24 protein-coding genes are annotated in these 25,611 nt (G+C 66.4%); 10 read left to right on the plus strand and 14 right to left on the minus strand.

What is annotated here, in order from left to right:
- Positions 1 to 20 precede the first annotated feature (20 nt).
- The 3 genes from BKE41_RS13990 to BKE41_RS14000 are packed head-to-tail and all read left to right on the plus strand — an operon-like array spanning position 21 to position 1,053.
- A complete protein-coding gene (locus tag BKE41_RS13990) occupies positions 21 to 386 on the plus strand; it encodes a hypothetical protein (RefSeq protein ID WP_012319498.1) in 366 nt (121 codons plus the stop codon).
- A gap of 26 nt (positions 387 to 412) precedes the next feature.
- Positions 413 to 814: a DUF305 domain-containing protein gene (locus BKE41_RS13995; protein ID WP_012319499.1), complete on the plus strand. Its 402-nt coding sequence runs from the start codon at positions 413 to 415 to the stop codon at positions 812 to 814.
- Positions 815 to 873: 59 nt separating this feature from the next.
- Positions 874 to 1,053 carry a hypothetical protein gene (locus BKE41_RS14000; protein WP_012319500.1) on the plus strand — a complete coding sequence of 60 codons (180 nt, stop codon included), beginning with the start codon at positions 874 to 876 and terminating at the stop codon, positions 1,051 to 1,053.
- A 39-nt stretch (positions 1,054 to 1,092) separates the two neighbouring features.
- On the opposite strand, the gene cueR is transcribed toward BKE41_RS14000, so the two are convergent.
- Entirely contained in the window at positions 1,093 to 1,566 is a 474-nt protein-coding gene (gene cueR / locus BKE41_RS14005) for a Cu(I)-responsive transcriptional regulator (RefSeq protein ID WP_012319501.1), read from the minus strand.
- A 141-nt stretch (positions 1,567 to 1,707) separates the two neighbouring features.
- On the opposite strand from cueR, the gene BKE41_RS14010 reads away from it, so the two are divergent.
- Both BKE41_RS14010 and BKE41_RS14015 read left to right on the plus strand, forming a co-directional pair.
- Complete coding sequence (locus BKE41_RS14010; protein WP_012319502.1) at positions 1,708 to 2,457, plus strand: glutaredoxin; 750 nt, start codon at positions 1,708 to 1,710, stop codon at positions 2,455 to 2,457.
- Complete coding sequence (locus BKE41_RS14015; RefSeq protein ID WP_012319503.1) at positions 2,454 to 3,203, plus strand: DUF4396 domain-containing protein; 750 nt, start codon at positions 2,454 to 2,456, stop codon at positions 3,201 to 3,203. Before BKE41_RS14010 ends, BKE41_RS14015 begins: the two co-directional genes overlap by 4 nt.
- Before the next feature lie 471 nt (positions 3,204 to 3,674).
- Here BKE41_RS14015 and BKE41_RS30310 read toward each other — a convergent pair whose 3' ends face one another.
- Positions 3,675 to 4,448 carry a helix-turn-helix transcriptional regulator gene (locus BKE41_RS30310; protein WP_083374355.1) on the minus strand — a complete coding sequence of 258 codons (774 nt, stop codon included), beginning with the start codon at positions 4,446 to 4,448 and terminating at the stop codon, positions 3,675 to 3,677.
- Between the two features lie 89 nt (positions 4,449 to 4,537).
- Between BKE41_RS30310 and BKE41_RS30315 the strand changes: the two genes are divergently transcribed.
- The 3 genes from BKE41_RS30315 to BKE41_RS30325 all read left to right on the plus strand — a co-directional run bounded on the left by BKE41_RS30315 (position 4,538) and on the right by BKE41_RS30325 (position 7,706).
- Complete coding sequence (locus BKE41_RS30315; protein WP_107645306.1) at positions 4,538 to 6,811, plus strand: TonB-dependent siderophore receptor; 2,274 nt, start codon at positions 4,538 to 4,540, stop codon at positions 6,809 to 6,811.
- Between the two features lie 83 nt (positions 6,812 to 6,894).
- Entirely contained in the window at positions 6,895 to 7,296 is a 402-nt protein-coding gene (locus BKE41_RS30320) for a hypothetical protein (RefSeq protein ID WP_083374357.1), read from the plus strand.
- 59 nt (positions 7,297 to 7,355) lie between these two features.
- Positions 7,356 to 7,706 (plus strand): hypothetical protein, encoded by a 351-nt coding sequence (locus tag BKE41_RS30325; RefSeq protein WP_245295960.1) that lies wholly within the window; start codon positions 7,356 to 7,358, stop codon positions 7,704 to 7,706.
- Between the two features lie 485 nt (positions 7,707 to 8,191).
- Here BKE41_RS30325 and BKE41_RS14020 read toward each other — a convergent pair whose 3' ends face one another.
- The 3 genes from BKE41_RS14020 to BKE41_RS14030 are packed head-to-tail and all read right to left on the minus strand — an operon-like array spanning position 8,192 to position 12,079.
- Positions 8,192 to 8,986, minus strand: coding sequence for an alpha/beta hydrolase (locus tag BKE41_RS14020; RefSeq protein WP_029357560.1), 795 nt, complete (start codon positions 8,984 to 8,986; stop codon positions 8,192 to 8,194).
- The gene (locus BKE41_RS14025) at positions 8,983 to 10,689 is read right to left on the minus strand and encodes a GMC oxidoreductase (protein ID WP_029357559.1); all 1,707 of its coding nucleotides are present in this window, start codon (positions 10,687 to 10,689) and stop codon (positions 8,983 to 8,985) included. Before BKE41_RS14025 ends, BKE41_RS14020 begins: the two co-directional genes overlap by 4 nt.
- 4 nt (positions 10,690 to 10,693) lie before the next feature.
- On the minus strand, positions 10,694 to 12,079 hold the full coding sequence (locus BKE41_RS14030; protein WP_070999601.1) for a UbiD family decarboxylase: 1,386 nt from the start codon (positions 12,077 to 12,079) through the stop codon (positions 10,694 to 10,696).
- A 176-nt stretch (positions 12,080 to 12,255) separates the two neighbouring features.
- On the opposite strand from BKE41_RS14030, the gene BKE41_RS14035 reads away from it, so the two are divergent.
- The gene (locus tag BKE41_RS14035) at positions 12,256 to 13,179 is read left to right on the plus strand and encodes a LysR family transcriptional regulator (protein WP_029357557.1); all 924 of its coding nucleotides are present in this window, start codon (positions 12,256 to 12,258) and stop codon (positions 13,177 to 13,179) included.
- A gap of 108 nt (positions 13,180 to 13,287) precedes the next feature.
- Positions 13,288 to 13,860 carry a UbiX family flavin prenyltransferase gene (locus BKE41_RS14040; RefSeq protein ID WP_029357556.1) on the plus strand — a complete coding sequence of 191 codons (573 nt, stop codon included), beginning with the start codon at positions 13,288 to 13,290 and terminating at the stop codon, positions 13,858 to 13,860.
- 7 nt (positions 13,861 to 13,867) lie between these two features.
- Here the strand turns inward: BKE41_RS14040 and BKE41_RS14045 are convergent, their stop codons facing one another.
- From BKE41_RS14045 to BKE41_RS14085, 9 genes are all read right to left on the minus strand, one after another.
- The gene (locus BKE41_RS14045; protein ID WP_029357555.1) at positions 13,868 to 14,335 is read right to left on the minus strand and encodes a TIGR02444 family protein; all 468 of its coding nucleotides are present in this window, start codon (positions 14,333 to 14,335) and stop codon (positions 13,868 to 13,870) included.
- A gap of 31 nt (positions 14,336 to 14,366) precedes the next feature.
- The gene (locus BKE41_RS14050) at positions 14,367 to 15,716 is read right to left on the minus strand and encodes an MFS transporter (protein ID WP_029357554.1); all 1,350 of its coding nucleotides are present in this window, start codon (positions 15,714 to 15,716) and stop codon (positions 14,367 to 14,369) included.
- Positions 15,717 to 15,890: 174 nt separating this feature from the next.
- Positions 15,891 to 16,697 (minus strand): enoyl-CoA hydratase-related protein, encoded by an 807-nt coding sequence (locus BKE41_RS14055; protein WP_029357553.1) that lies wholly within the window; start codon positions 16,695 to 16,697, stop codon positions 15,891 to 15,893.
- 35 nt (positions 16,698 to 16,732) lie between these two features.
- On the minus strand, positions 16,733 to 18,292 hold the full coding sequence (locus tag BKE41_RS14060; protein ID WP_029357552.1) for an AMP-binding protein: 1,560 nt from the start codon (positions 18,290 to 18,292) through the stop codon (positions 16,733 to 16,735).
- Positions 18,285 to 18,818: a (2Fe-2S)-binding protein gene (locus BKE41_RS14065; protein ID WP_029357551.1), complete on the minus strand. Its 534-nt coding sequence runs from the start codon at positions 18,816 to 18,818 to the stop codon at positions 18,285 to 18,287. The genes BKE41_RS14060 and BKE41_RS14065 overlap by 8 nt, the downstream gene beginning before the upstream one ends.
- Positions 18,806 to 19,669, minus strand: coding sequence for an FAD binding domain-containing protein (locus BKE41_RS14070; protein WP_070999602.1), 864 nt, complete (start codon positions 19,667 to 19,669; stop codon positions 18,806 to 18,808). Before BKE41_RS14070 ends, BKE41_RS14065 begins: the two co-directional genes overlap by 13 nt.
- Positions 19,666 to 22,641, minus strand: coding sequence for a molybdopterin cofactor-binding domain-containing protein (locus tag BKE41_RS14075; protein WP_070999603.1), 2,976 nt, complete (start codon positions 22,639 to 22,641; stop codon positions 19,666 to 19,668). Before BKE41_RS14075 ends, BKE41_RS14070 begins: the two co-directional genes overlap by 4 nt.
- A 128-nt stretch (positions 22,642 to 22,769) precedes the next feature.
- On the minus strand, positions 22,770 to 23,627 hold the full coding sequence (locus BKE41_RS14080; RefSeq protein ID WP_029357547.1) for an AraC family transcriptional regulator: 858 nt from the start codon (positions 23,625 to 23,627) through the stop codon (positions 22,770 to 22,772).
- A 60-nt stretch (positions 23,628 to 23,687) separates the two neighbouring features.
- Positions 23,688 to 25,079, minus strand: a complete 1,392-nt coding sequence (locus BKE41_RS14085; RefSeq protein WP_029357545.1) for a sodium:solute symporter family protein — start codon at positions 25,077 to 25,079, stop codon at positions 23,688 to 23,690.
- Positions 25,080 to 25,611 lie beyond the last annotated feature (532 nt).

Here is a 25,611-nt window from a genome sequence, read left to right on the forward strand (position 1 = left end):
CTCATCCCAGGAGACCCACGATGATCCTACCCAGGCTGGCCTTGATCACCGCCCTTCTCACGGCGTCGGCCGTCTGCGCCCACGAGACCGCCGGCCAGCACGGCGGCCGGGTGACGGACGCCGGCAAGTTCCACGTCGAGCTCGTCGCCAAGGGCGAGACCGTCGATGTCTTCCTGTCCGACGAGGGTCAGAAGCCCGTCCCCGCGGCCGGCTTCAAGGGCACCGCCATCCTCGTCGTCGGCGGCAAGCCGGCCCGCGTGCCCCTGGAGCCCGCCGACGGCAACCGCATGACCGGAAAGGCCGCGACGGCGCTCGGCGACAGCCCGAAGGGCGCCGTGCAGCTCACCGGCCCCGACGGCGAAACCGCCAGCGGCAAATTCAACTGACCCCCAGCATCGTGAGGACCATGCACATGACCCGCATCCACACCGTCGTCGCCGCCGCGCTGCTGTCGACCGGGCTGGCCGGCGCCGCCCTCGCGCAGGGCATGCATGATCACGGCTCCATGTCCGGCAAGGACATGGGCTCGATGGGTTCGATGAAGCCGGACCCGAAGGACAACGCCTCGACCAAGGACTTCAAGGCCGCTGACATGGCGATGATGAAGGACATGGACGTCGCCTACACCGGCGACCCGGACGTGGACTTCCGCACGCACATGATCCCGCACCACAAGGGCGCGGTCGCCATGGCCAAGGTGGCGCTGAAGCACGCCAAGGACCCGGCCACCAAGGCGATGGCCCAAAAGATCATCGACGACCAGACCACGGAGATCTCCGACATGGAGGCGTGGCTGAAGGCGCACGGCAAGTAGGCTCCGAGCCAACTTCCCGGAACGCCGGGGTGCAAACGGACCATCGAAGGAGAACGAACATGAAGCGTCTCATGACCGCCGCCGCCCTCATCGCCCTCTCGCTGACCCCGGCCATGGCGGCCGGGTGCTGCGGCAAGTCCGGAAAGGGGATGTGTGCCAAGCCGCCGGCGTCGATGTCCATGAAGGGCGGCAAGAAGGGCTGCTGCTGCGAGGGAATGGGCAAGTCGATGAGGATGTGAGGCGGCCGTCCGGGCATTGCGAGCGGGGCCGTCCCGTCCTCAACGCTTTGCCCGGGCCTTCCCGCGAGGCGCCGGGGGTGCCGACGCCGTCGGGGCGGGGGACGCGTGGCAGGCCGGGACGTCCGCCCCGGTCTCCAGACTGGCGATGATCGGGCAGTCCGGTCGCCCGTCGCCGTCGCAGGCGTCCGCCAGGGTGCGCAGGGCATCGGCCATCTCGTTGAGTTGGCGGGCGCGATCCTCAAGCTCCCGGACGTGCGCCCTGGCGATGGCCTTCACGTCGGCGTTGCTCCGGCCGGGGTCGCTCCAGAGGCCGAGCAGTACCCTGATGCGCTCCAGGGAGAAGCCGAGGTCCCGGGCGTGCCGAATGAAGCCGAGCCGGTGCAGGTCGGCGGCGCCGTAGTCCCGGTAGCCGCTGTCCCGCCGGTCGGCCGGGGGCACGAGGCCGATGCTCTCGTAGTGCCGGATCATCTTGGCCGAAACCCCGGAGGCCCGGGCAGCCTGGCCGATGTTCATGACGGAACCAACCCCGTGTTGACCTTACTATGATGGGAAGGTTCACAACCTTCCGCAACCCATGACGAGCGACCCCGCCCGCCGCCCCGCACCGGGAGCGCGCAGGACGGGACCGGTCCATCGTCCCATTCGGAGCTTCCGATGCAAGCCACCGCCAGCCGCAAAGCCGTCCTCTATCGGATGGTCACCCCCGAACACACCTGCCCGTACGGCCTGAAGGCCAAGGATCTTCTCGAACGCCAGGGCTTCGAGGTCGAGGACCACCTCCTGACCGACCGGGCGCAGACGGACCGCTTCAAGGCCGAGCACCAGGTCAAGTCCACGCCTCAGACCTTCATCAACGGCGAGCGCGTCGGCGGCTTCGACGACCTGCAGCGGCAATTCGGCAAGGCGGCCAACGACCCGAACGCCACGACCTACACGCCCGTCATCGCCGTGTTCTCGATGACTGCGCTGATGGCGCTGGCGGCGAGCTACGCCGTGTACGGCACGCCGCTGACGATGCGCGCGGCCGAGTGGTTCATCGCCTTCAGCATGTGCGTGCTGGCGCTCCTCAAGCTGCAGGACGTCGAGAGCTTCTCGTCGATGTTCCTGGGCTACGACCTGCTCGGACGGCGCTGGGTGCGCTATGCCTATGCCTACCCGTTCCTGGAGGGCATCGCCGGCGTGCTGATGGTCGCGGGCGCCCTGAACTGGATCTCGATCCCGGTGGCGCTGTTCATCGGCACGGTCGGGGCGGTCTCGGTGTTCAAGGCCGTCTACGTCGACAAGCGCGACATCAAGTGCGCCTGCGTCGGCGGGTCGAGCAAGGTGCCTCTCGGCTTCGTCTCGCTGACCGAGAACGTGATGATGGTCGCCATGGCCGTCTGGATGCTGGCGGTGCACCATTGAGCGCCGCCTTCGCCGCCCCAGGCTGGCTCCACGCGCTGGCCGTCGCGTCCCTGCTGCTCGGTGCCGCCTGCTCGCTCCTCCTGTCGGTGCAAGTGATCCGTCACCCGCAGCACATGGCGGTGATGAACGTCGTCTGGCCGGTCTGCGCCCTGTTCGGCACGCTCGCCGTGGTGTGGGCCTACTACCGCTACGGGCGGCTCGCCACGATGGAGGCGCACCACCACGCGATGGAGCGGGACGAGAAGCCCCCGAACATGACGCGGACGCCGTTCCCGGTGATGGTCGGCAAGGGCGCGCTCCACTGCGGCAGCGGCTGCATGCTGGGCGACGTCGCCGCCGAGTGGCTGGCCTTCCTAGTGCCGGCGGTGGCGGTCTGGTTCGGCTGGCACTCGCTGTTCGAGGAGAAGATGTACGCGGTCTGGATCCTGGACTTCGTGTTCGCCTACGCGCTCGGCATCGTGTTCCAGTATTATGCCATCGTGCCGATGCGGGGGCTGTCGCCCGGCGAGGGACTGGTCGCAGCCGTGAAGGCCGACACCCTGTCGCTGATCTCGTGGCAGGTCGGCATGTACGGGTTCATGGCCTTCGCCCAGTTCTACCTGTTCCCGCACCTCGCGGGGGACCGGGCGTCGGTGAACTCGGTCGAGTTCTGGTTCGCGATGCAGGTCGCCATGGTGGCGGGCTTCCTCACCAGCTACCCGGTCAACTGGTGGCTCGTGAGCTCCGGCGTCAAAGAGCGGATGTAGCTCGGATGTCTGGTTTATGATTTTGACGCTCGAAAGCCGACTGGTGGAAAACCACCCCAAGCGGTCCTACGGCTTCCGACCCAACCCAGCCGCGCGGACAGCCACCGGCGTGTCTCAAAAGCGGCCGTGCAATAGCCTCCCACTGCTCGGTCCAGAATGCCGGTCAAGTTAGACGGTCGGATGGTCCCCACCCGCCGCCCGGAGATCGCGCTCTTCCCGTTCGACACCGAGGGACGGTGGTACGCGCCCCCCTGATGGCTCGCGTTCCAGACCGCGGACGTCGAAGTCGTGCTCCAAGCGACCATCAACGTCATTGGCTCTCTCCGAGACACCACTCAGGCTATCGCCTGACCCGCTTCAAACTGGCGTCGGTGACGCCGACCGCACATCAAACCGTTTCGGGAATCCAGCTCACCAACCATTCTCATCTGAACACCGGCCTCGGTGGAGCTGACACCTATGTGGCAATGCTCATTTCCCGAATTTATATACCGAAGTGCCAGTCACTTCTCGGAACGAGTACGCGAACGTGTTGATTGAGGCAAACCCCGCGTACGCCGCGGCCTCAGTAATGTCGGCTCCCGCCGCCAGACGTTCGATCGCCGTGAATATACGAGCGCGTTGACGCCAAAGTTTGAAGGTCAGTCCGGTCTCATCTGGAAAAATTCGGCTGACGGTGCGTGGTGAAGTTGCGGCGGCTTCGGCCAACTGAGAAAGGTTGAGGCTGCACATTGGATCAGCCATTGCCAAATTTACTAGGCGCCTGCCAAGATCACTGGCGGGCAAAGGAAGAAAAATTGGCGAGTCCGTATATTCGGTAAGCTCGTGGAGAATGAGCCGAACCATAAGATTTGCCTTTTCGGACTCTGGAGAAGTCCCGAAGAGGCCCCGTAGAAGCTCCCGCAGGATAGGAGTCATACGAACCGCGAAAGGTCTATCCGGCAAAGATCGCGGCGCCCAAGAGCGATATGCTTGAGCATCATAGAAGACTGACCAGCTTTCGGCATTCGAAACGACTTCCACACTATGCGCAGCGTTCGTCGGGGCCCAGACAGCCAACTGCGGTGGAACGAGCCAACGTCCCATATCTGTCGTCACCTGGATGGTGCCCGACACAGTGAAGATGAGTTGCGCCTGCTCGTGAACGTGACGATCGTACACGTAACCGGCGGCAAACTTACCTTGAATTGTTCTAAATTCAAGGGATGTCGATTGGCGTTTCATATGAAGATATTGGCGACCCATGAAAAAGGAACTGTGATACCTCGTCGAGGCTCCCCGCGAAAGATGCAATTTGCATCTGCTCCACTGAGCTAAGGTGACCGAGGTCTGAGATGCACACGGTAGTGAGGCGAGAAACGTTCCATCCTCTGGCTGTACGTATCTCGCTGCGCGAATCACACAAACGTCTTCAATCACTGGAGGCGCACAGCCGCTGCGGCACGATGTATCTGCTAGCGGGCCTGTGTCTTACACTCATGGCCACTGAGGTATATGCCCAGAATATGGATCCACAACGGCGAACGGCGACCGCTCCTGGGTCGGCAGACACCGCTGTATCGTTGGAGCCACTGTCGGTCACCGGCCATAGCTCAACCGACGATCCGCGCGGACCGATTGATGGCTACGTCGCGCGACGATCAGCTACGGCGACGAAGACAGATACGCCCCTGAATGAAACTCCGCAGTCAATCACCGTAATCGGTCGCAAACAGCTCGACGACTTGCAGCCGCACACTGTGTCGGATGCGATCGCTTACGCCGCAGGCGTCTACAGTACGCCCGGCCCAGCAACGATCGGGGATTTTTTCAGCATTCGCGGGTTCGATGCGACTGGAACTGGTGTGTACAAAGACGGGCTTCAACTCGTCGGGTATAGTTTTTCCGGATTCCAGGCTGAAAATTTTGGCTTGGAACGCATCGATGTATTACGCGGTCCTGCCGCGGTTCTCTTTGGCCAGGGAGGTCCTGGGGGAATCATCAATCTGATCACGAAGCGACCAACCGAAGTGCCGTTCGGTCATGTGGAGACGGGCGGAGGATCGTTCGGACAGAAGTACCTTGCGTTCGACTTCGGAGGCCCGTCCACGACCGATAGTCATTGGCTCTACCGCATCACAGGAATAGGTCGGCAAGGCGGAACCCAGGTGGATGGAGTGGAAGATAATCGCGGATACATCGCGCCTGCAATCACTTACAAGCCCGACGGGGCAACGTCTTTCACCCTGCTTGCTAGTTTTCAGTATGACGATACGGGTCGGCTGAGCCCGTTTCTTCCCTACTACGGAACGGTACGGCCGCAGGCATTGGGGCTCCGGATCCCCCGATCATTCAACATAGCGGACCCGAAACTCGATACTTTCAGGCGAACACAATTCCACGTTGGGTATGAGTTTGAACACGCGTTCAACGACACGTTCACATTCCGCCAAAACCTTCGATACTCGCAGGTAGAGAGCCTGGATACTCTGTTATTTTCGGGCCAAGGTTATTTCGACGCACTTCAAACAATAATACCTCGCGCGCGATACCGTTTGACGTCACAAGCGCGCGTATTCAATGTGGACAATCAGTTGACCGCTCGGTTTGACGACGGCCTATTCGGACACACCTTCTTGGTCGGATTGGATTACAAACGGTACCAACTGCACGACACTCAAGCGGGCAGCGGCCCTGTGGCTAGTTTCGACATCCTGGCACCGAATTACGGCGTCCCGGCCGCGCCGGTCTTCCCCTACCTGTTAAACAGGGACGCCTTTCAGCAAATCGGCATCTACGCGCAAGATCAAATCAAATTGACCGATGGGCTGAAACTTGTCGTCAGCGGACGGGGTGATTTCACGACGAATGACGTCGACGACAAATTAAGAAACACCAAGACTCACCAAGAAGCTAATATTGGTACGCAGCGCTATGCTCTGATTTACAATTTCGACAGCGGCTTCGCACCGTACCTCAGCTACTCAACGTTTTTCAACCCGCAAGTTGGGACAAACATCGCAGGCACGCCTTATAAACCGGTGACGGGCGATCAATACGAAGCCGGACTCAAGTATCAGCCTCCGGCGTCCAACCTGTCGGCCACTTTCGCACTGTTCGATCTGACGCAATCCAACACGTTGACGGCAGACCCGACAAATCCCTTCAATCAGCTTCAAATCGGCGAGACGCGATCGAAGGGTTTCGAGACCCAGATCGTCGCCAACATCAACAGAGAGCTGAGCTTAGTAGGATCATTTACCACCTTTGATATCGCCATCACTCGGGGCTCAATCGGGCAAATCGGAAAGACACCCGTCGCGACACCGAGCACGCTCGCTTCGATTTTTGCAGACTATACGATAGCAACCGGCGATTTGGCAGGGCTCGGCTTCGGGGCGGGGCTGCGATACGTAGGGCACTCATATGCCGACGCGCTCAATACATTCAAAGTTCCGGAATATATCTTATTCGACGCCGCCGTGCACTATGTCAGAGATGGATGGCGCTTCGCCTTGAACGTCTCGAATATCGCCGACCGACGCTATGTCGGTGCTTGCAGCGCCATTACTTCTTGCAACTATGGAGAAGTGCGCCGCTTCACCGCAAGCGTCGGATATCGTTGGTGATTGTCTTGGAGGCGACCGATTAGGCAGCAGAAATACCAACAGTGATTGGCCGCCAGTCGAATTCATTTGAGGAGAAAGTAAGGATGAAAGATTCAGATCTAAGAACGGCAGTTGCGTGGCTCGTCACAGCAGCAGGTGTTTCGATATTCATGGCGATCCAGATTTTTACATACTTGAATTCTCAACAAGCTTCGGGCAACGTTACGCCTGCCATCACGTTCAGTTCCGATCAAATAATAATGATTTCAGCTTATTACGGATGCTGGGTAATACCGCCGCTGCTTGCGTTGTCTACGGGTAAACGGGCGCGTTGGGGCACACTCATATTTGGCGGCCTTCTTGTGTTTCTGAACACGTTAGGCGGAGTCGTCGACGGTATCCGCGACGGGTACAACCTGCTTATCGTTGCGATCATTGCGATTACTTTGCCTGGATTGATAGCGATGCTGTTGTCGTGGCGCAATGTTCGATCTCTGTCTATCTGATACACGAAGAAAGGACTTCTGAAATGACAATGAACTGTGAAAATTTCCCGATCGTATGGATGAGCTTCGCGGACGAGCCGGGACATGACCACGATGACGAATTAGCTGACTTCGAAGAACTGCTCTCTCGCGGAAGACATTTCGTTATTTTGACGCAAGATCCACCTTCCAATGACCATGAACACAGCAAAGAGGAAAAGAAGCGTACGGCACTTTGGATGAAGAAGCATAAAATTCGCTTACGCAGTTTAGTCTTAGCAATGATTGTGGTCGAAGAAAATACGCTAAAGCGTGTTGCAATTAAGTCGTTTGCCCCGGGTTTTCAAGCTTTTTGGGGTTTTCCAATCATTGCGGCTACAAGTCGTAATGAGGCTTTGTCTATTGCTTCTCGCTTATTGAGCGATAACTGATATACGCATTGGAGCGGATCGTTTCTATTTCCTGGAAGGGGCGAATAGACAGGCATTGAACGTCTGCTCTTGTTAAGTTTTGCGCGGGAGCAGACCGTCGCATATCCACCCAACCCAGCTATTCAGTGACGCTACATGGCGAGGCGGGAAGTGGCCGAAAGCGGCCGGTCCGCTCTGGAGGGGGCTTGCTGGAAAAACGGACAGCGTCTTACCCGATCCAATCCGGTCATTCCGTCGAGGACGTGAATTCGCCGAAAGCTGTCGGGCGGCAACGTGGGCGAACGGGCCCAGTACCACGGCTGGGCTTGGTCCTCGCCCGGATCCGGAAAGCTCGATCTGGGTGAGGCCTGGGAGGCAGGTGAGTCCAAATAACCCTGTCAACGAACCTAACACCGCCTCCTGCCCCTCCCCACGGGACAGGGGCCGGCACCCGGCCTCGCGACAGTGTGTGTGTCAAGGCCAATCAGACCTTGTCTTGGGAATACTTAATCTCTGCTCAAGACATGGGTGACGAAGCGGGCGATGACGTCGGCAGTTTCTGCCAACGCTTCGCGATGTGGGTGATGCCCAACATTCGGCATCTCATAAACAGTCAGCAGACCGGCGGGGCAAAGTCTGCGAGCGGCAGCAATCTGGGCCTTGGTTCCGTAAGCATCCTTCGTTCCTTGGATGATGAGTGCCGGGACGGTCCATCGCATGAGGGCTGTCTCGATTGTCCATCCGCGCCGAGCCGGATCCAACCAAGCGTCGTTCCAGCCGCGAAAGGCGCCCTCGACATCGGTATGCCGACGACCGAGACGGACCTTCAGATCGCCCTTGTCGTAGGCGTCCCGAGCCCGTCGGGCCCCGGCCAGCGTCGCCTCCTCGACGAAGAAATGGGGCGCGATGAGGACGCCGCCCCGCACGCGGGTGTCGCCCTCCGCCAACGCGAGGGCCGCGATCGAGGCGCCATCGGAATGGCCGATCAGCAGGCCGCTTCGCAGTCCCGCGAGGTCGAAGACCTGGGGAAGTATGGTGCAAGCTTCCTGTTCGAGAAAGTCGGCCCGGCGGGGCAGAGGCACCGGGCTTGAGGCCCCGTAACCCTGCCGCGAGAAGGCCAGGACACCGCATCCGGTCGTCTCGACCAGAATTTCCGGCAGCGGGCCCCACTGCGTGGCAGAACCGAGACCCTCATGAAGCAACACCAGCGTCGGCGCCAAGTCCGGCTGCGGACCGACGAAACGGTATTCCAGCCGTAGGTCGGCCACCGCAAAGGTGCCGAATGTGTCGAGAGGGATCATCCCATCTCCACCATCATCCTCTCCGCGATCTTTTCCGCAATCATCAAGGTCGGGACGTTCGTGTTTGCGCTAGGAAGGCGGGGCATCACCGATGCGTCGGCGACGGACAGGTTCTCGGTTCCGATGACGCGCCCCCCCGGATCGACCACCGCGCCGGGATCGTCGGCCCGGCCCATGCGGCACGTACCGCTCGCATGCCAGACCCCGAAGACGTTGTCCCGGACAAAGTCGTCGAGAGCGCCATCGTCCTGGAGCACTGTCGCCCAAGCGTGGCCGCCTAGGACGGCGCGCAGCAGCGGGGCGCGCAGCATGGCCGGTGCATCGAACACGGGGGCGAGGAGGCCGGTGAGCCGCCGGTTGCGAGGGGAGACGGCGCTCAACCGGCGGATCAGCGGCGAATAGTTCGCGGGGAAGAGGTCGTCTGAGCGGGGGTTCAGGGTGGGCGAGACCACGAGGTCGCTGAGCAGCCGAATCCCCGAGGCGAGGCGTTCGAGATCGCGGCGATCCGAGAGCAGGCCGAGGTCGATGTCGGGCGGGCCGGATGGGTTCGCCGGATCGAGACGCAGGCGCCCGACCGAGTGCGGCTGGTTCACCCAGAGGAAGTAGAGCGCGAGGCGTCCGCCGAGGGCGTGCCAGCCGGCACGGGCGGAGGCGGTGAGATACATATCGGAGGCGCCGCCTCCGGGATGGCCGGACGTATAGCGCAGGGCCAGCAAGCTCGCGCGCCGGAAGGTCTCGGGTAGCCGGAGCGAGCGGGGAAGGACCTGGGCCATCGTCAAAGCGGGATGGTCCCGCAGGTTCTCGCCGACGCCCGAACGGGCCAGCCGGACGGGTATCCCGCAGGCGGAGAGCGCATCGCCCGGGCCGATCCCGGCACGCAGGAGCAGCACCGGCGATTGAAGAGCGCCGGCGCACAGGACCACGGAGGCGGCGCTCACTTGCTGCTCGGATCCGTCGCCCCGCCGCAGCACGGCCCCGGTCGCGCGGCGCCCGTCCATCACCAGCGAACGGACCTCGAGGCCGGCGGCGATGGTGAGGTTCGGCCGGGCCCGCGTCCCCACGTCCAGATACGCGGCGGCGGCCGAGACCCGCGCGTCGTCCCGGTTGGAGAAGGCCGGCGGGAAGATCCCGTCCTCGAACTCGCCGTTCTGATCGACGCGCCGGGGCAGCCCCGTCGCATCGAAGGCGCGGGCGACCGCATGGGCGAAGGGGGGCCATGCGGGCTCCAGGATGCGCCGGATCGGGAGCGGCCCATCATGGCCGTGCAGCGGACCGCCGCAATCGAGGTCGGTCTCGAGCCTGCGGAAATACGGCAGCACGTCGTCCCAGGCCCAGCCCTCGGCGCCGAGCGCGGCCCAGGCCTCGTAATCGCGGGGCAGCCCGCGGTTGGCCGCCTGGACGTTGATGCTGGACGAGCCGCCCATCACCCGGCCCTGCTCGTAGGCCCGCCGCCGCATGCGACCGCGGGAGTCGCGGGTGACCGCCGCGTCGAGCCCCGGCCAGATGTAGGTGTCGCCATGGAACAGCGGCATCGGATAGCTGTCGAGGATCTCCGCCGGCACCCGGCCCGGCGGTGTATCGATGCCGGCTTCGACGAGGAGCACCCGGCGCCGCGGGTCGGCGGAGAGCCGGTGGGCCATCACGCAGCCGGCAGAGCCCCCGCCGACGATCAACACGTCGACCGTTTCGGGCAAGGCGTTCACGGGATCAGCCGATCGCCGCGCGCCAGTCGGCGCCGGACGCGAGCACCGCGTCGAGATCGACCTCGGCCTCGCCGGGAACACGGATGCGCTTGAATTTCATGGGGGACGCGTCGAGGGGAACGGTCGCGTCGAGACCCATCTTCGCGCCGACCCCCTCGCGGCCCGAGGGATCGAGCTTCGAGCCCTGGGCGTGAGGGATGACGACGAGGTCTCGGTCCGCCTGGAACCGCGTCGAGATCGCCCATTCGACTTCCTGCGGGGCGTGGATGTCGACATCCGTATCGACCACGACGGCGTGCTTGATGTCGTAGTGGGCGGCGAAGGCCCCGAGCAGCACGTTCTTGGCCTCGCCCTCCTGCGTCTTCCGCAGGCGGACGTAGAGGTGGTAACGGCCGACTCCCCCCAGGGACAGATGCACGTCCTCGACACCGGGGAAGCTGCGCTGGAGCGTCGCGAGGATCGTGGCCTCGCGGGGGATCGCCCCCAGCAACAGATGCTCCAGACCGCCCCCGACGATCATGTGGAAGATCGGGTCGCGCCGGTGCGTTACCGCATCGACCCGCATGACGTGCCGCTTGGCCCGCTCCCCGTAATATTGCGGAAACTCCCCGAACGGCCCTTCGGGCTCGCGGATTTCAGGCAGGAGGTGGCCCTCGATCACGATCTCTGCGTTCGCCGGAACGCGCACGCCGTTCGTCAGGCACTTGACCACGTCGAGGGGTTGGCCGGTGAGCGCCCCGGCGATCTCCAACTCGTCGTGGCCGAGGGGCACGATGGCCTGGGATGCGAGGAGGCAGGCGGGATCGACGCCGACCACGAGGGCGACTTCGAGGCCCCGGCCCTGGGCCTCGGCCTTGCGGTAGAAATTGTCGGTATGCCGGGGCAGGACCAGCACGCCGATCCTGTCCGGACCGCTGATCTGGCAGCGCAGGATGGCGACGTTCTGCAGGCCGGTCTCCGGGTCCCGGGAGATCATCAGGCCCGCCGAGATGTAGGGGCCGCTGTCGTGCTCGTTCAGAGTCGGCACCGGCAGGAGCTTCAGGATGTCGAGTCCCTCCCGGTGGACGACCTCCTGCGCGGGGGCGGAGTGGCGTTCGTGCCAGGGGAGCGGCTGGGCGGCGGCCTGCTGGAAATGGGCGACGAGGCGATCCTGCGTGGTGCCGAGGGCTTCCGCCATCCAGGCCCGGCTCGACACGAGGCCCGAGACGATGGTGCCCGGATGCCCCCCGGGCTGCGGAAACAGGCTGGCCTGCCGGCCGTCGAGGCGGTTCGCCACCGCCGCCGCCTCGTGGCGCAAGCCGATTCCCGGCCGCGCGATGGCGAGGCGCCCATCCCCGGACAGCCGATCGAGCCAGTCGCGGAGGGAACGAACGGGAGTGGGCGCGTTCATGCTGTCCTCACGGCGGGGTCGTCTGAACCAAGCTTGCCAGGGGAGGAAGCGTTAAGCTCTTCCCGCAGGCGGGAAAAATAACGATTGGTGATGCCGCCCATCAGCCGGTTTGAATTGCGCCGACCGGCCCGCACATGGTCCTCTGGCGCGTTGCTCGTGTCGCCCGGGTCCCGTGTATGGATCTCCGTCAGATCTCCTACTTCGTCGCCCTGTTCGAGGAGGGCAGCGTCACCCGCGCCGCGCAGCGGATGAACGTCGTCCAGCCCGCGCTCAGCATGCAGATCGCCAAGCTGGAACGGGAACTCGGCCAGCGCCTGTTCGACCGCCAGCCGAAGGCCATGGTGCCGACAGCCGCCGGCCGGACGCTGCACCAACTGGTCCACCCGATCCAGCGGGATGTCGCCGAGGCCCGGGCGGCCATGGCGCGCCTGTCCCAAACCGTGTCGGGCCGCGTCACGGCGGGCATCCTGTCGTCCCTGTCGATGAGCGTGATCCCCAGCGTCCTCGCTCGCTTCGCGGCGGCCTACCCAGAGGTCGAGCTGTCGCTGGCCGATGGCTACAGCAGCACCTTCATCGAGGGCGTCGGCAGCGGCGCCCTCGACCTCGCGGTGATCAACCGGCCGGCCCGCCGCCTCGGCCTCGTCATGGCACCCCTCCTCGACGAGGAAATGGTCGTGGTCGGCGGGCGCGACACACCGTTGCCGGTGCCCCTGCCCCTCCGGATGGCGGACCTCGCCGCCCTCGACCTGATCCTGCCGTCGACCCGCCACGGCCTGCGCGTCGAACTCGACCGCCGTGTCGCCGCCGCGGACGTGACCCTGTGCCCGAAGCTCGAACTCGACCTGCCCCCCGCGATCGCGGACTTCGTGGCGCGCTCGACGCGTTTCACTGTGCTGCCGAGCATCGCCGTCAGCCGACAGCTCGCCGACGGGTACCTCAAGGCCTACCGCATCGTCGCGCCGCGCATCGCCCGCGAATTGGTGATCATCCACCATCCGCAGAAACCGCTCAGCCACGCGGCGCAGCTCCTCATCGGCATCCTTGAGGAGGAGTTGAACGCGGCGGCGGCCGCACTCCAGGCCCATATCATCACCGGTTGAGCCCCCCGGACTGATGGCAGCGATCAGCCGACGTTATTCGACACGGGCGAGCACACCCCGATACTGTCACCGGCAACGTCGCCGCGCCCGTTGCGGCCGGGAGGAACGATGACACCGCTGCCCCTCGTGGTCGGCATCTCGGGTGCTTCGGGGGTGATCTATGGGATCCGTCTCCTGGAAATCCTGCGCGACCTCGCGATCCCGGCCCATCTCGTGATGTCGCGCTCGGCCGAGGTGACGCTGGCCCATGAGACCGACCTCAAGGTCGCCGACGTCCGCGCCCTGGCCGCCAAGACCTACGCCCAGGGGGATATCGGCGCCTCGATCGCCTCCGGATCCTTCCGGACCCGCGGCATGGTCGTGGCGCCCTGCTCCATGCGGAGTCAGGCCGAGATCGCGACCGGCGTCACATCCGGCCTGCTGACGCGGGCCGCCGACGTGACCCTGAAGGAGCGCCGCCGCCTCGTCCTGATGGTGCGGGAGACTCCCCTCCACACCGGCCACCTCCGCACCATGACGGCGCTCTCGGAAATGGGGGCGATCATCGCCCCGCCGGTTCCGGCCTTCTACGCGCGTCCGGAGAGCCTCGCCGACATGGTGGACCATACGATCGGGCGGGTTCTCGACCTGTTCGACATCGACGCACCCGGCGTCCGGCGTTGGCGGAGCGGAGAAGGCTGACCGGCGCTCAGCCCTCCAGCGCCGTCGCGAGAACCCGCAGCGGTGCCTCCGGCCAGGTCCGGCCGAGATGCGCGGCATAGAGGGCCAGGGCCTCGCCGCCCGAACTCGCCGGCATATCCGGGACTGGCGCGGCCTCGAAGAGAGCCGCGAGGGCGAGGCGCTCCGCCTCAATCTCCGCGAGCTTGATCCGCTCCCGGAGCGCCTCCGTCGTCTGGCCCGAAAGGATGTCCGACCGCATCGCCCGGCGGATCGCCCGTAAGGGACTGATCACCTGCCCACGCCAGGGGCCGATCCGGGCTTCCGCTCCGGCGAGCGCCGAGGCGTCCAGCCTTCGTCCGGTCCTCCCGCACCAGATCAGGTACAGGAGCAGGGGCACATCGGCGCCGCCCTCGTCCTGGAGCGCGAGGCAGGCCGCGGCGACGCCGGGCCGGCCGTAGAACGCGCAGGCGAAGGTCCAGAGGGGATCACTCGTCATGGGAGGCCTCCGCCCGCGCAGAACCGTATCGTCAGGCCCGGTCGAGATTGCCCTGCGTCTCGTCGGTCAGGAAGGCACCGACGAGATAGACCAGGGTGACGCCGGTCATGACGACGGCCAGCACCGTCGGGATCTGCGTCGGCCCGTCGGCGACGAGGGAGACGAGCGTCGGCAGCATTCCACCCAGCGCGAAGCCGATGTTCCAGGTCAGGCCCGTCCCCGTGGCCCGCACCGCCGTCGGGAACTTTTCGTTGAGGAAGATCAACAGCGGCCCGTAGCTGGCGTTGGCGATGAGCGCCAGCAGGAAGGCGCAGGCCGCGACCCCAACGAGGCTCGTCGTGTTCGCCATGGTCAGGAACAGGGCGGGAAAGGCGAGCAGGCGGACGACGCCCATGACGAGGAACGACCGTCTGCGCCCGATATGCTGGCTTAGTTCGCCCATGCCGCAGGCGCCGATCGCCGCCGCGACGTTGGCGCCGATCAGGATCATCGAGGCGGTGGCGTTCGGCACGCCGTTCACGAGCTTGAGGAGGGTCGGCAGGTAGCCGGACGTGAGGTAGTAGGCCGCGCCGCCGCCGAAAGAGATGAGAGTCGCGACCGCGAAGCTTCCCCGGTTGGACGGTGAGAACAGGGAGCGGATCGGCGAGGCCTCCGCCGGAGCGCCTGCCCGGAGCGCCGCCTTCCGGGCCTGGAGATTCTTGAAGATCGGGGATTCCTCGAGATTGCGGAAGAGGATCAGGCCGATCACCGAGGTCAGGAGACCCGAGAAGAACATCAGTCGCCAGCCCCAGTCGGTGAAGGCTTCTCCCGGCGCCATGAGCGAGACGACGTAGAAGACCAGGGAGGCAAGCAGGCCGCCGATGGCCGAGCCGCCACCGCCGACCGCCCCGGACATCAGCCCCCGCCACCGCTCCGGGACGGATTCCGTCCCGATCGTGTGAGACGCCGCGACCACGCCGCCGACGAAGATGCCCTGGACGAGGCGGAAGATCAGGAAGATCGCGGTGGCGAGCCATCCGATCTGGCCGACCGTCGGCAGGAGGCCGAAGACCGCCGTCGACAGGCCGACCCCGGTCACCGCCACCATGAGCGCGCGGCGCCGGCCGAACCGGTCCGCATAGGAGCCGAACAGGGCCGAGCCGAGGGGCCGGATCAGCAGCGTGACCGCGAAGGAGGCATAGGCTCCCGCCAGCGACAGCATCGGCTTGTCGGCCGGAAAGAACAGGGCGCCGACGACGGGCGCCACGTAGAGCAGGATGAACAGGTCGAAGAGATCGAGCCCCCAGCCGAACAGCGAGGCCATGGCGGCCGTCGCCGTTTGCCGGCCCGTGGGCTTGGCGTGAGCGGGGGGATCGGATGCGAAGGTTGCGGCGGTCTGCATGGGGTTCCTCCGGGGGATGCGGTCGTTGCCGCGGTGGGCCGGTTCGGGCTCTGGGTCGGGACGGGGGCCATCAGGGCGCGCGCCATCGTGTCCCGCCGGGGCGGGATCGAAGCGGTGCCGTGGGGGTCACGGGGGTGGGGGGAGCTGCCCTGCAGCCCCCCCGGCGTGGTGGGTTTAGGAGCCGGTGAAACGCGGGGCGCGCTTGGCGTGAAACGCCTCGACGCCCTCACGGAAGTCGTCGGCCTGCCGCAGGCGGCTGTAGCAGTGTCCCTCGAGCTCGATGGCGATGGACAGGCTCGCGTCCTCGGTGTCGTTGAGGAGCTTCTTGGCGGTGCGCTGGGCGATGGGCGAGAAGGCGCGCAGCTCCTCCACGAGGGCGTCGGTGGCCTTTTCCAGGTCCGCGTCGGGCACGCATTCGGTGGCGATGCCCCAGTCGAGGGCCTGCCGGCCGGGGATGCGCTTCGAGCGCATCACGATGTCCTTCGTCCGCGTGATACCGACGATCTTCTGGAGCCGGGCCGAGCCGCCGGAACCGGGGATCTGGCCGAGCTTCTGTTCGGGAAGCGCGTAGCGGCAGGTCTCGGAGACGATGCGGAAGTCGCAGGCCAGCGAGATCTCGAAGCCGACCCCGAACGTGTAGCCACGGTTGGCGGCGATGACGGGCTTCGAGCAGCGGGCCGGCGCCGCCATGTTCCAGGCGAGCTTCGAGACGTGTTCGGGCGAGGCGTCGAGGAAGCCCTTGATGTAGCCCCCCGACGAGAAGTGCTCGCCCTCCGCCCGCAGGACGATGACCCGCACGCGGGGATCCTCGTCCAGCGCCTCGAACACCTTCCGGATCTCGTCGCGCTGGGGCATCGCGATGACATTCATCGGCGGCCGCGCCAGGATCACGTCGGCACGCTCGCGCTCGGCGTCGATCTCGACGCGGAAGCCGTCGAGGTTCGTCAGGCGCGGGTCGATGGTGGGGGTGTCACTCGTCATGGGGCAGGGCTCTCGCTGAAATTCGTTGGGGGGTGTCAGGCGGCCTCGTGGCCTTCGGCGCGGGGCTCGGCCTCGCCCTCGGGCACGTACTCGCCGGCCACGAGCTGACGGCGCAGCAGCTTGCCGACCGGCGATTTCGGGATCTCGTCCACGAAGACGTAGCGGCGCGGCAGCTTGTGACTCGGCAGGCCGCCCGCACGGCAATGGGCGTCGAGCGCCGCTTCGTCGGTGCTGCCGCTCCGCTTGATGAAGGCCGCCACGATCCGGCCCCAGCGCTCGTCGGGCAGGCCCACGACGGCGACCTCGGACACGGCCGGATGCAGGGACAGGCGACTCTCGATCTCGACGGGCGAGACGTTCTCGCCCCCGGTGATGATCATGTCGTCGACCCGGCCGGTGACGTAGAGGTCGCCATCGGCGTCGGCGAAGCCGGTGTCGCCGGTGAAGTACCAGCCGTCGCGAAAGGCCTTGGCGTCGGCCTCGGGGCGATGCCAGTAGCCCTCGAAGGCTTCGTCGCCCTTGGCGATGACGGCGATCTCGCCCTCCTCGCCCGGCGCGGCGGTCCGGTCCGGGTCGCCCCCCATGGGCACGACGCGCACCATGGTGTTGAGGCCCGCCCGCCCGGCCGAGCCGGGTTTCACCGCCGCCTCGTGGTTGATCGTGAAGGTGTAGACCTCCGACGAGCCGTAATGGTTGACGAACAGGTCCGGCCGGAACGCCTCGGTCAGGCGGGCGAGCAGGCCGTCCGTCATCGGCGCCCCGGCGAAGCCGAGCTTGCGCACGGAGGTCGTGTCGGTCGCCGGGAAATCCCGGTGGTGCACGAGGTCGTGATAGAGGGTCGGCACGAGGTAGAGGTTGGTGATCCGCTCGGCCGCGATCAGCCGCAGCGCCCCGGCCACGTCGAAGCGCGGCAGGCAGACGAAGGTCCCGCCGATCAGCGACATGGCAAGGAGCGAGCGCACGCCCATCGTGTGGTAGAGCGGCATGACGCCGAGCGTCCGCTCGCCACGCCCGTAGAGGTTCTGCGCCACGTGGGCGAGCGCCGCCGCCCGCTCCGCCCGGTGTCGCCGTGGCACCCCCTTGGGCTTGGCGGTGGTGCCGGAGGTGTAGAGCATCAGCGAGATCGCTTCCGCGTCGACCCGGGGCGTCGCCGGGGGGCCTTCGGTGGCGGTGAGGTCGGCGAAGGCGGTCTCGCCGGGGCCGGGTGGCGTGCCGACGGCGATGCGCGGGATCCGCTGCGACGCCGCGCTATCCCGCAGGCTCCCGGTCGAGACCGGTTCGTAGGCGATGGCGCGGGCTTGCGCGTTCTCGATCGCGAAATCGATCTCCTCGGCCTTGGCCCGCCAGTTGATCGGCGTGATCACGATACCCGCGAACTGGCAGGCCCAGTGCAGGGTCGCCGCCTCGTGCCGGTTCTGAAGGACCGTGACGAGGTGGTCGCCGGGCTTCAGCCCGAGCCGGTCGAGCCCCGCGACGGTCGCGGAGATCACCGCGAACCACTCCGTGTAGGTCAGCCGGGTCTCCCCGTCGACGAGGGCCAGGGCGCGGGGATCGCGGGAGACGCTCGCAAGGAAGCTGGTGCCGAGATCAAGCATGGGCGGCCTCCGGGGATGACGGGGCCGGGATGTCGCCCCTGAGTTCCGCAGCCGCCTCCAGGGCGGCCTCGATGATCGGCGCGTAGCCGGTGCAGCGGCAGAGATGGCCGCCGATCACTTCCGTGATCTCCCGGCGCGACGGGTTCGGCCGCAGCACGAGATAGGCATCGAGCGACATCAGGATGCCGGCGGTGCAGAAGCCGCATTGCAGGGCGTGCCGCCGCCGGAAGGCCGCCTGCAGCACTCCGAGCCGGCCGGGCTCGGGAGCCAGACCCTCGACGGTCCGCACGGCGCAACCCTCGACCCCCACGGCCAGCGTCAGGCAGGCCCGGGCGGGCACCCCGTCGATGGACACCGTGCAGGCGCCGCAGACGCCGTGCTCGCATCCGACATGCGTGCCCGTGGCCCCGAGCCCGTGGCGCAGGGCGTCGGTCAGCAGGGTGCGGGTCTCGACCTCGACCGTGGTCTCGCGCCCGTTGAGGGTGAAGGCCACCGTGTGACGGCCCTTCGCGTCTAGCTGTGGCATGGCACGGCCTCCTGATGGGTGTCGCCTCTTGCGGCCCTGGCAGCTTCCTCCAGCACCCGGCGGCCGAGACTCCGCACGAGGTCGCGGCGGTAGCGGGCGGTGCCGTGGAGATCGTCCCCCGCGCCGAGGTCCCAGGCGAAGGCGTTGAGGGCATCGTCCAGCGCCGAGCCGGCGAGATGGGGGAAGTCACGGGCGGTGGGCCGGTCGGCGACGCCGCCGACGGCGAGCCGCATCCGGGTGCCGTCCACGACCGCCGCGCAGGCGACGATGGCGTAGTCGCCGTGCCGACGCCCCACCTCGGCGAAGGCGGTGCCGGCGCCCTCCCGGCGGAGGGGATAGGCGATGGCCTCGATCATCTCATCGTCGGCCCGGTCGGTGACCATCATGCCGGTGAAGAAGTCCTCGGCCGCCACGCGCCGGACTTTCCGGCGGCTGCGCAGGTGAATCTCGCCCTGCAGCGCCACGAGGCAGAGGGGGATTTCCGCGCTCGGGTCGGCATGGGCGACGGAGCCGCACAGCGTCCCCCGTGCCCGGGTCTGGATGTGCCCGACCCACGGCAGGGCGGCGGCCAGCAGCGGCAGGTCCCGGGCGAGCCCCGGCCGGTCGAGCAGGATCGCCTGCCGCACGCCCGCCGGGATGACGAGAGCCCCCTTGTCGAGACGGGGCTCTTTGAGAGCGGGAATGCGCATCACGTCGACGAGCACGGCGGGCTTCGTCAGCCGCATGTTGAGCATCGGCATCAGGGACTGGCCGCCCGCGATGATCCGAGCCTCGGGGCCGTGCTGGCGCAGGGCTTCCAAGGCGTCGTCCAGGGACGTCGCGCGCAGATAGGCGAAGGGCGCGGGCTTCATGCGGACACTCCCAGGCGTGCGAGGAGCCGTCGCAGGGCGGCCGGGAGGCGGAGCCTGCGCTCGCCGGACCCGCCGGCTCGCCGAGCCAGGGCGGTGAAGAATCCGCCGATGATCACCCGCGCGGCCCCGTCGAGGAGGCGCCCGCCCACCGCCGCGACCTTGCCGCCCACCGCCGCCTCGTAGACGTAGGCGATCCGCGTCCCCCCGGCGCCGTCGGGCTCCAGGGTCAGGCGGCCGGTTCCACCGCCGCTGCCGAGGCCACCCGTCACCGTGCCGGTGAGCGTCACCGCCCGGGGCTCATCGAGATCGCTGAGGGTGACCTCGGCCTTGTAGCGGCCCTTCACCGGGCCGACGCCGAGGGTGACGTCGGCCTGGAACCGTGTGCCGGAGAGCTTCCGCACCCCGTGCGAACCGGGGATGACGGAGGCGAGCACGTCCGGGTCGAGGAGCATCGCCCAGACCGTCTCCGGCGGAGCCGTGACGGTGGCCGAGCCCTCCCCACGCAAGGTGCGGTCGCCCGCCTTCGTGGCGGGCTTCGGGGCAGAGTGGCCGGCGGGGGGCGCTCGTTCCTCCCCGCCCGCCGCGAGGGCAGCGAGCTTGGCGGGGGTCAGGGGCAGGTCGATGGCCTCAAGCCCGAGGGCGTCGGCCACCGCGTTGGCGAGGCAGACCGGAGTCGACATGCAGTTGCCCTCGCCGACTCCCTTGGCGCCGAGCGGCGTGAAGGGCGACGGACTCTCGACGTGCAGGATGCGTAGATCCGGCACCTCGGTCGCGGTGGGCAGCAGGTAATCGGCGAAGGTTCCGGACAGGAAGGCGCCATCGTCGCCGTAGGAGAGTTCCTCGAAGACCGCCGCGCCGAGCGCCTGCGCGAAGCCGCCGCGCACCTGCCCCTCGACCATGCCCGGGTGCAGGATGCGCCCGCAATCGTGCATCGAGACGTAGCGATCGATGATGATCTTGCCGGTGACCCGGTCGATCTCCAGGCCGCAGATGTCGAAGATGAAGCCGTGGCAGAGGGAGGAGTTGATGTGGTCCTCGGCGTCCGGCGCCGTCAGTTCCGGGGGTGTCCAGAACACCGTCTCGCGGATCACCGCGCCGAGATCCTCGGGCACGAGGCCCGGCGACCAGTGGCTCGTGGCGGCCACCCGCGCGAAGGGCAGGCCCGCATCCGGGTTCAATCGCGAGGCGATGCGACCGCCCGCGAAGAGCAAATCCTCGGGACGCAGGTTCAGCTGCGCCGCCGCGATCCGCGCGAGCCTGTCGCGCAGGCGGGTGGCGGCGAGGTGCGCGACCCCCGCCACGGCGGCGGCGAAGCGGCTCGCGTAGTTCCCCGAGGCGATGGACCACGCATCCTTGGCGGTGTCGAGGTCGGCCGTGACCCGGACCTGCTCCATCGGGAGGCCGAGCACGTCGGCCACCACCTGGGCGAGCACCGTCCGGTGCCCCTGGCCCTGCGGCACCGAGGCGACCTGCACCGTCACCGAGCCGACGGGATCGAGGGTGATGGTGGCGGTCGATTGCGCGCCGTTCTTGGGCCCGGCCTTGGCGCGTTCCTCCGCCGTCAGCACGGTGGTGATGTAGCCCATGTTGGAGACGCTGGGCTCGACCGCCGCCGTGAGGCCGATCCCATAGAGGCGGCCCTCGGCGCGGGCGGCGTCCCGCCGCCGCTTCAGCTCATCGAGCTCGCCGTCACGGGCGGCTTCATCGAGGGCGCGCTGGTAATCGCCGGAATCGTAGAGGGCGCCGGTCGCGGTGCGATAGGGAAAGGCGTCGGCCGGAATCAGATTCCGGCGGATCACCGCGAAGGGATCGAGGCCCAGCGTCAGCGCGATGCGCTGCATCAGCCGTTCGAGCGGATAGTACACCTGCGGCCCGCCGAAGCCGCGCACGAGGCCGGTCGGCGTCTTGTTGGTCAGCACCACCCGGTTGCGCACGGCGACGTTGCGGATGGCGTAGGCGCCGGTGAGGTTGCCGTGCATCCGGTAGAGCGTGGCGGGTTCGGGCGCCCGCAGGTAGGCGCCGCAATCCTCGACCTGATCCCAGTCGAGCGCGGTGACGCGCCCATCCGCGTCGAAGGCGGCCCGGAGGGTCGTGACCCGGTTCGTGGCGGAGACGGAGGCCGAGAGGTGCTCCAGCCGGTCCTCGATCCACTTCACCGGCTGGCCCACGAGGCGCGCCGTGGCGGCGATCAGCACGGCGTAGGGCGCGACGCCCTGCTTCACTCCGAAGCTGCCGCCGGAATCGGGGGGCGTGCGCAGGCGCAGGCGGTTGCCCGGCACCTTCAGCGCCCGGGCCACCACCGCGTGGATGCTGAACGGCCCCTGGAAGTTCGCCAGCACGTCGTAGGAATCGTCGGTGGGATCGTAGGAGGCGACGACGCCGTAGGTCTCCATCGGCGAGCCGGTGTTGCGCGGGTAGCGCACGGTCACGGACAGGCTGTGCGGGCTGTCCGCGAAGGCCGCCTCGGGGTCGCCGTAGCGGAAGCGGCGGTCGCTGACGCAATTGGCGCCGACGCCCTCGTGCAGGATCTCGCTGTCGGGGGCGAGGGCCGACAGCGGGTCGACCACCGCCGGGCGGACCCGGTACTGCACCTCGATCAGGTCGCAGCCATCCTCCGCGAGGTAGCGGTCGCGGGCGACGACGATGGCGACGGGCTCGCCGACATAACGCACCCGGTCCACCGCGATGGCGCGGGCATCGACGGCCGCCCGCAAGGCCGGGACGAGGCCGGTCGTGACGGCGTCGAGGTCCCGGCCCGTGACCACGGCGGTGACGCCGGGCAGCGCCTTGGCCACCTGGACGTCGATGCCAAGGATGTCCGCATGGGCGTGGGGCGAGCGCAGGATTGCCGCGTGCAGCGTGCCGGGCCGCGTGCCGAGGTCGTCGATGTAGTGGCCGAGCCCGGAGAGCAGGGCGGCGTCCTCGACGCGCTCCACGGACCGTCCGACATAGCTCGATGACACGATGCCCAAGCCGTTTCCTCCGCCGGACCTCTCGATGGGGTCCGTATCTCGGGGAGAATGGCGGCTCCGTGTGGGTGCGGCGATGCCGAGGCGTCTCGCGACTTACCGAAACGTCTCATTCTTTGATGACGGCGCCGTCAGGCAGCGGGCTGCCCGCCCCGCCGGACGATACCGCGGAAGATGCTCGGGGGTACGCTGACGTGGTCCCGGAAGAAGCGCGAGAAATGTGCGGGCGCGGCGAAGCCGAGGCGCATGCCGATCGCGGTGATGGGCTCCTCGCTACTCACGATGGCCTCGACGGCCTGCTCGATCCGGATCGCGTTCAGGAAGACATGCGGCGGGGCCCCGGTGGATTGCTCGAACAGGCGGTAGAACTGGGCGCGGGAGAGGCCCGCCTCGCGTGCCAGCGCCTCGGTGCCCAGCATGGCGCCGGGCTCCGCCCGCACCCGCGCGATGGTGCGTCGGATGCGCCAGTCGCCAGCGTTGCGCCGGGCGGCGGCGCGGAGGGAGAGGGGCTCCTCGCGCCAGGCCGTGAACCGCTCGATCACGGCGACCATCAGGTTCGACAGCAACTCGTCCTGGATGTGGGAGGAAAGCGGCGCGTAGACCATCTCGGCGGCGAGGTCGTGGGCGAGCCGGCGAATCGTTGGTGTGACGGCGCCCGACGGTTGTCCGAAGAAACCGGGCGCCCCGCTCGCAGCCCAATTCCGCCGGAACGCGCCGAGCCAGTCGGGCTCGATGTACAGAGCCAGGATCATCGCCTTGGCCCGCTGGGGATCGTGCAGGTAGGCGTGGGTCTCCCAGGCGTTGATCAGGACAGCCTGATCGTCGGTGAGCGCGACAACCTGATCGCCGACGAGGAACTGCGTGTCGTCTCCCTCGACCTTCAGGAGCACATGGCAATGCGGGTGCGCGTGACGGACGAGGCTGCGGTCCATGTCGAGGAGCGCGACGCGGCCGAAGGCGCCATGGGCGATCTCAAGAGCCTCGGACATCTGCACTATTTAGCATGGTCCGCGGGTGGCAGCTAGATCGCCGCCGGGCCCACCGTCCCGTCAGGGCGCCGCAACCGATTCGTTCCGGAGCGTGGTCCTCTTGCGGAGTTCGGCGGTACCCATCACCGCCAGGGGAATGACGAGGGCCACATAGGCGTTGTCGATTCCCCCGGGATCGCCGGCGAGGAACCAGCCGATCGTCAGGACGAGGGAAACCAGGATGCTGACGACGGCGGCCCGCGGGGTGCCGAAGCGCGGAGCGTAGAAGGCAAAGACGACCAGGACCGCCAGCGTCGCCCGCAGGGATTTCGCGAGGAAGGTCACCTTCAGGATATCCGGCGCGAAGATCGCCAGGGGAATCGGGATCAGACCCACGAGCACCGTCATGCTGCGGACGAACCGCAGGGACGATGTCCCATCCTCGCTCAGACGGCGGGGATGATAGAAATCCTTGAACAGCAGGGTGGCGGCGCCGATGCTGAGCGCCGAGATCGTGCCGAACAGGGACCCCGCCAATCCCGCCACCACGATGGCGGCCAGTAGATCGTCCATCCGGGCGATCAGGCCCGGCAAAGCCTGGATCGCGGGGATTCCCGGCAGCAGCGCCGCCGCGCAGACACCGACCAGGGCGGCGCCGATGCCGAACGGCACGAGCAGGAAGGCACAATAAAAGCTGGCCTGCCTCGCCGTGCGCCCGTCCTGCACGGTATTGATGGCCTGGATTACGTATTGCGTCGAGAAGACCGCGCCGATGCCGGCGACCATCCACGCGAAGATCTGCGACCAGCCGACCGTATCGACCGCGAACATCGCTTCGGGCACGCGGACCCGCAGGTTCGCGAGGCCGCCGACCTGAGACAATCCGAAGGCGACGGCCGCGAGGATGCCAAGATACTTCACGACGGCATGGAGGACATTCGTGTAGATGACCGAGCGCATCCCCCCGACACTGACATAGAGCGTCGCGACGATACCCGTGATGACGATGGCACTGGTCCGATCGACGTTAAGGAGGCCTGCCAGGATCGTACCGCCGCCCGCATAGGTCGAGACTGCGACGATCTGAAGAGCGAAGATCATGATGATTGAGGTCGCGAGCTTGGTCGGACGACCGTAGGCCTTATTCAACGCCCCGGAGATCGTATTCTCGCCGAGTTCCTTGAAGCGGGGCGCGAGCAGGATGGCGTAAAGAACGAATCCGACGGCGAGGGCGAGGACGTTCCAGGCTGCCGACACGCCGACTCTGTAGGCCGTCTGTGTGGTACCGACGCTCGTCGCAGTCCCGATGAATTCCGACATCAGCAGAAAGCCGATCAGGAACGCCGGATAGCGCGTGCCGCCGGAGGTAAAGCTTCCCGCGCTCCTCGCATGGCGTCGCACAGAGAAACTGATCAGCCCCATCGCCGCCATGTAGGCCAGGGTCAGGGAAAGAACGATCCAGTTTGGCTGCATGGGTGCGGCCTAACGGCGATGCCGTAGCGCCTGAGCGCCAAGGGACCCCAGCATGTTTCCTCCGAAATCATTCGGGGCCGCAGCTTTCCTCGCAGGAACGAGAAGCAACGGCCATTGCGGGGAAAATTAGATTTTGAAGAGGAAGCGGACAAATATTCTGATTTGATCGGCGCCATCAGATTATCTGATTCAGCACTATAATTAATATAAAACGCATCTTTCTAGCTTAAAAAGCTAACATAGTCTCAGTGACCCATGTCTGCCATCTCGGGCGGAGTTGGCGCATCCCGATAGCGGTCTTTCGCGGCAGTTGAGCAAAATCAGCTTAGCTTGGGACACGAAAGGGCGTAGGCCGTTGGTGACGGCACGAGGGCGAGGCTGACCTCAACGATGGTGTCGTCAAAGGTCCACCGGGGGATTGTGCGCCTCGGAGCTTAATTCGTGAAGGCACCTGCGAAGCCTCCCTACGGCGATGCACCGTCGGATACATCGACAACCAGGCCATCGCTCAGCTGCCGATAGAACGTCTGCT

The organism is Methylobacterium sp. C1 (genome assembly GCF_001854385.1).
Classification (GTDB): Bacteria; Pseudomonadota; Alphaproteobacteria; order Rhizobiales; family Beijerinckiaceae; genus Methylobacterium; species Methylobacterium radiotolerans.

What these genes read in the sequence shown, in the direction of transcription:
- BKE41_RS13990 (WP_012319498.1), top strand. Translation starts at nt 21, where the DNA reads ATGATCCTACCCAGGCTGGCCTTGATCACCGCCCTTCTCACGGCGTCG.
- BKE41_RS13995 (WP_012319499.1), top strand. Translation starts at nt 413, where the DNA reads ATGACCCGCATCCACACCGTCGTCGCCGCCGCGCTGCTGTCGACCGGG.
- BKE41_RS14000 (WP_012319500.1), top strand. Translation starts at nt 874, where the DNA reads ATGAAGCGTCTCATGACCGCCGCCGCCCTCATCGCCCTCTCGCTGACC.
- cueR (WP_012319501.1), bottom strand. Translation starts at nt 1,566, where the DNA reads ATGAACATCGGCCAGGCTGCCCGGGCCTCCGGGGTTTCGGCCAAGATG.
- BKE41_RS14010 (WP_012319502.1), top strand. Translation starts at nt 1,708, where the DNA reads ATGCAAGCCACCGCCAGCCGCAAAGCCGTCCTCTATCGGATGGTCACC.
- BKE41_RS30310 (WP_083374355.1), bottom strand. Translation starts at nt 4,448, where the DNA reads ATGGGTCGCCAATATCTTCATATGAAACGCCAATCGACATCCCTTGAA.
- BKE41_RS30315 (WP_107645306.1), top strand. Translation starts at nt 4,538, where the DNA reads ATGCACACGGTAGTGAGGCGAGAAACGTTCCATCCTCTGGCTGTACGT.
- BKE41_RS30320 (WP_083374357.1), top strand. Translation starts at nt 6,895, where the DNA reads ATGAAAGATTCAGATCTAAGAACGGCAGTTGCGTGGCTCGTCACAGCA.
- BKE41_RS30325 (WP_245295960.1), top strand. Translation starts at nt 7,356, where the DNA reads ATGAGCTTCGCGGACGAGCCGGGACATGACCACGATGACGAATTAGCT.
- BKE41_RS14020 (WP_029357560.1), bottom strand. Translation starts at nt 8,986, where the DNA reads ATGATCCCTCTCGACACATTCGGCACCTTTGCGGTGGCCGACCTACGG.
- BKE41_RS14030 (WP_070999601.1), bottom strand. Translation starts at nt 12,079, where the DNA reads ATGAACGCGCCCACTCCCGTTCGTTCCCTCCGCGACTGGCTCGATCGG.
- BKE41_RS14035 (WP_029357557.1), top strand. Translation starts at nt 12,256, where the DNA reads ATGGATCTCCGTCAGATCTCCTACTTCGTCGCCCTGTTCGAGGAGGGC.
- BKE41_RS14040 (WP_029357556.1), top strand. Translation starts at nt 13,288, where the DNA reads ATGACACCGCTGCCCCTCGTGGTCGGCATCTCGGGTGCTTCGGGGGTG.
- BKE41_RS14045 (WP_029357555.1), bottom strand. Translation starts at nt 14,335, where the DNA reads ATGACGAGTGATCCCCTCTGGACCTTCGCCTGCGCGTTCTACGGCCGG.
- BKE41_RS14050 (WP_029357554.1), bottom strand. Translation starts at nt 15,716, where the DNA reads ATGCAGACCGCCGCAACCTTCGCATCCGATCCCCCCGCTCACGCCAAG.
- BKE41_RS14055 (WP_029357553.1), bottom strand. Translation starts at nt 16,697, where the DNA reads ATGACGAGTGACACCCCCACCATCGACCCGCGCCTGACGAACCTCGAC.
- BKE41_RS14060 (WP_029357552.1), bottom strand. Translation starts at nt 18,292, where the DNA reads ATGCTTGATCTCGGCACCAGCTTCCTTGCGAGCGTCTCCCGCGATCCC.
- BKE41_RS14065 (WP_029357551.1), bottom strand. Translation starts at nt 18,818, where the DNA reads ATGCCACAGCTAGACGCGAAGGGCCGTCACACGGTGGCCTTCACCCTC.
- BKE41_RS14070 (WP_070999602.1), bottom strand. Translation starts at nt 19,669, where the DNA reads ATGAAGCCCGCGCCCTTCGCCTATCTGCGCGCGACGTCCCTGGACGAC.
- BKE41_RS14080 (WP_029357547.1), bottom strand. Translation starts at nt 23,627, where the DNA reads ATGTCCGAGGCTCTTGAGATCGCCCATGGCGCCTTCGGCCGCGTCGCG.
- BKE41_RS14085 (WP_029357545.1), bottom strand. Translation starts at nt 25,079, where the DNA reads ATGCAGCCAAACTGGATCGTTCTTTCCCTGACCCTGGCCTACATGGCG.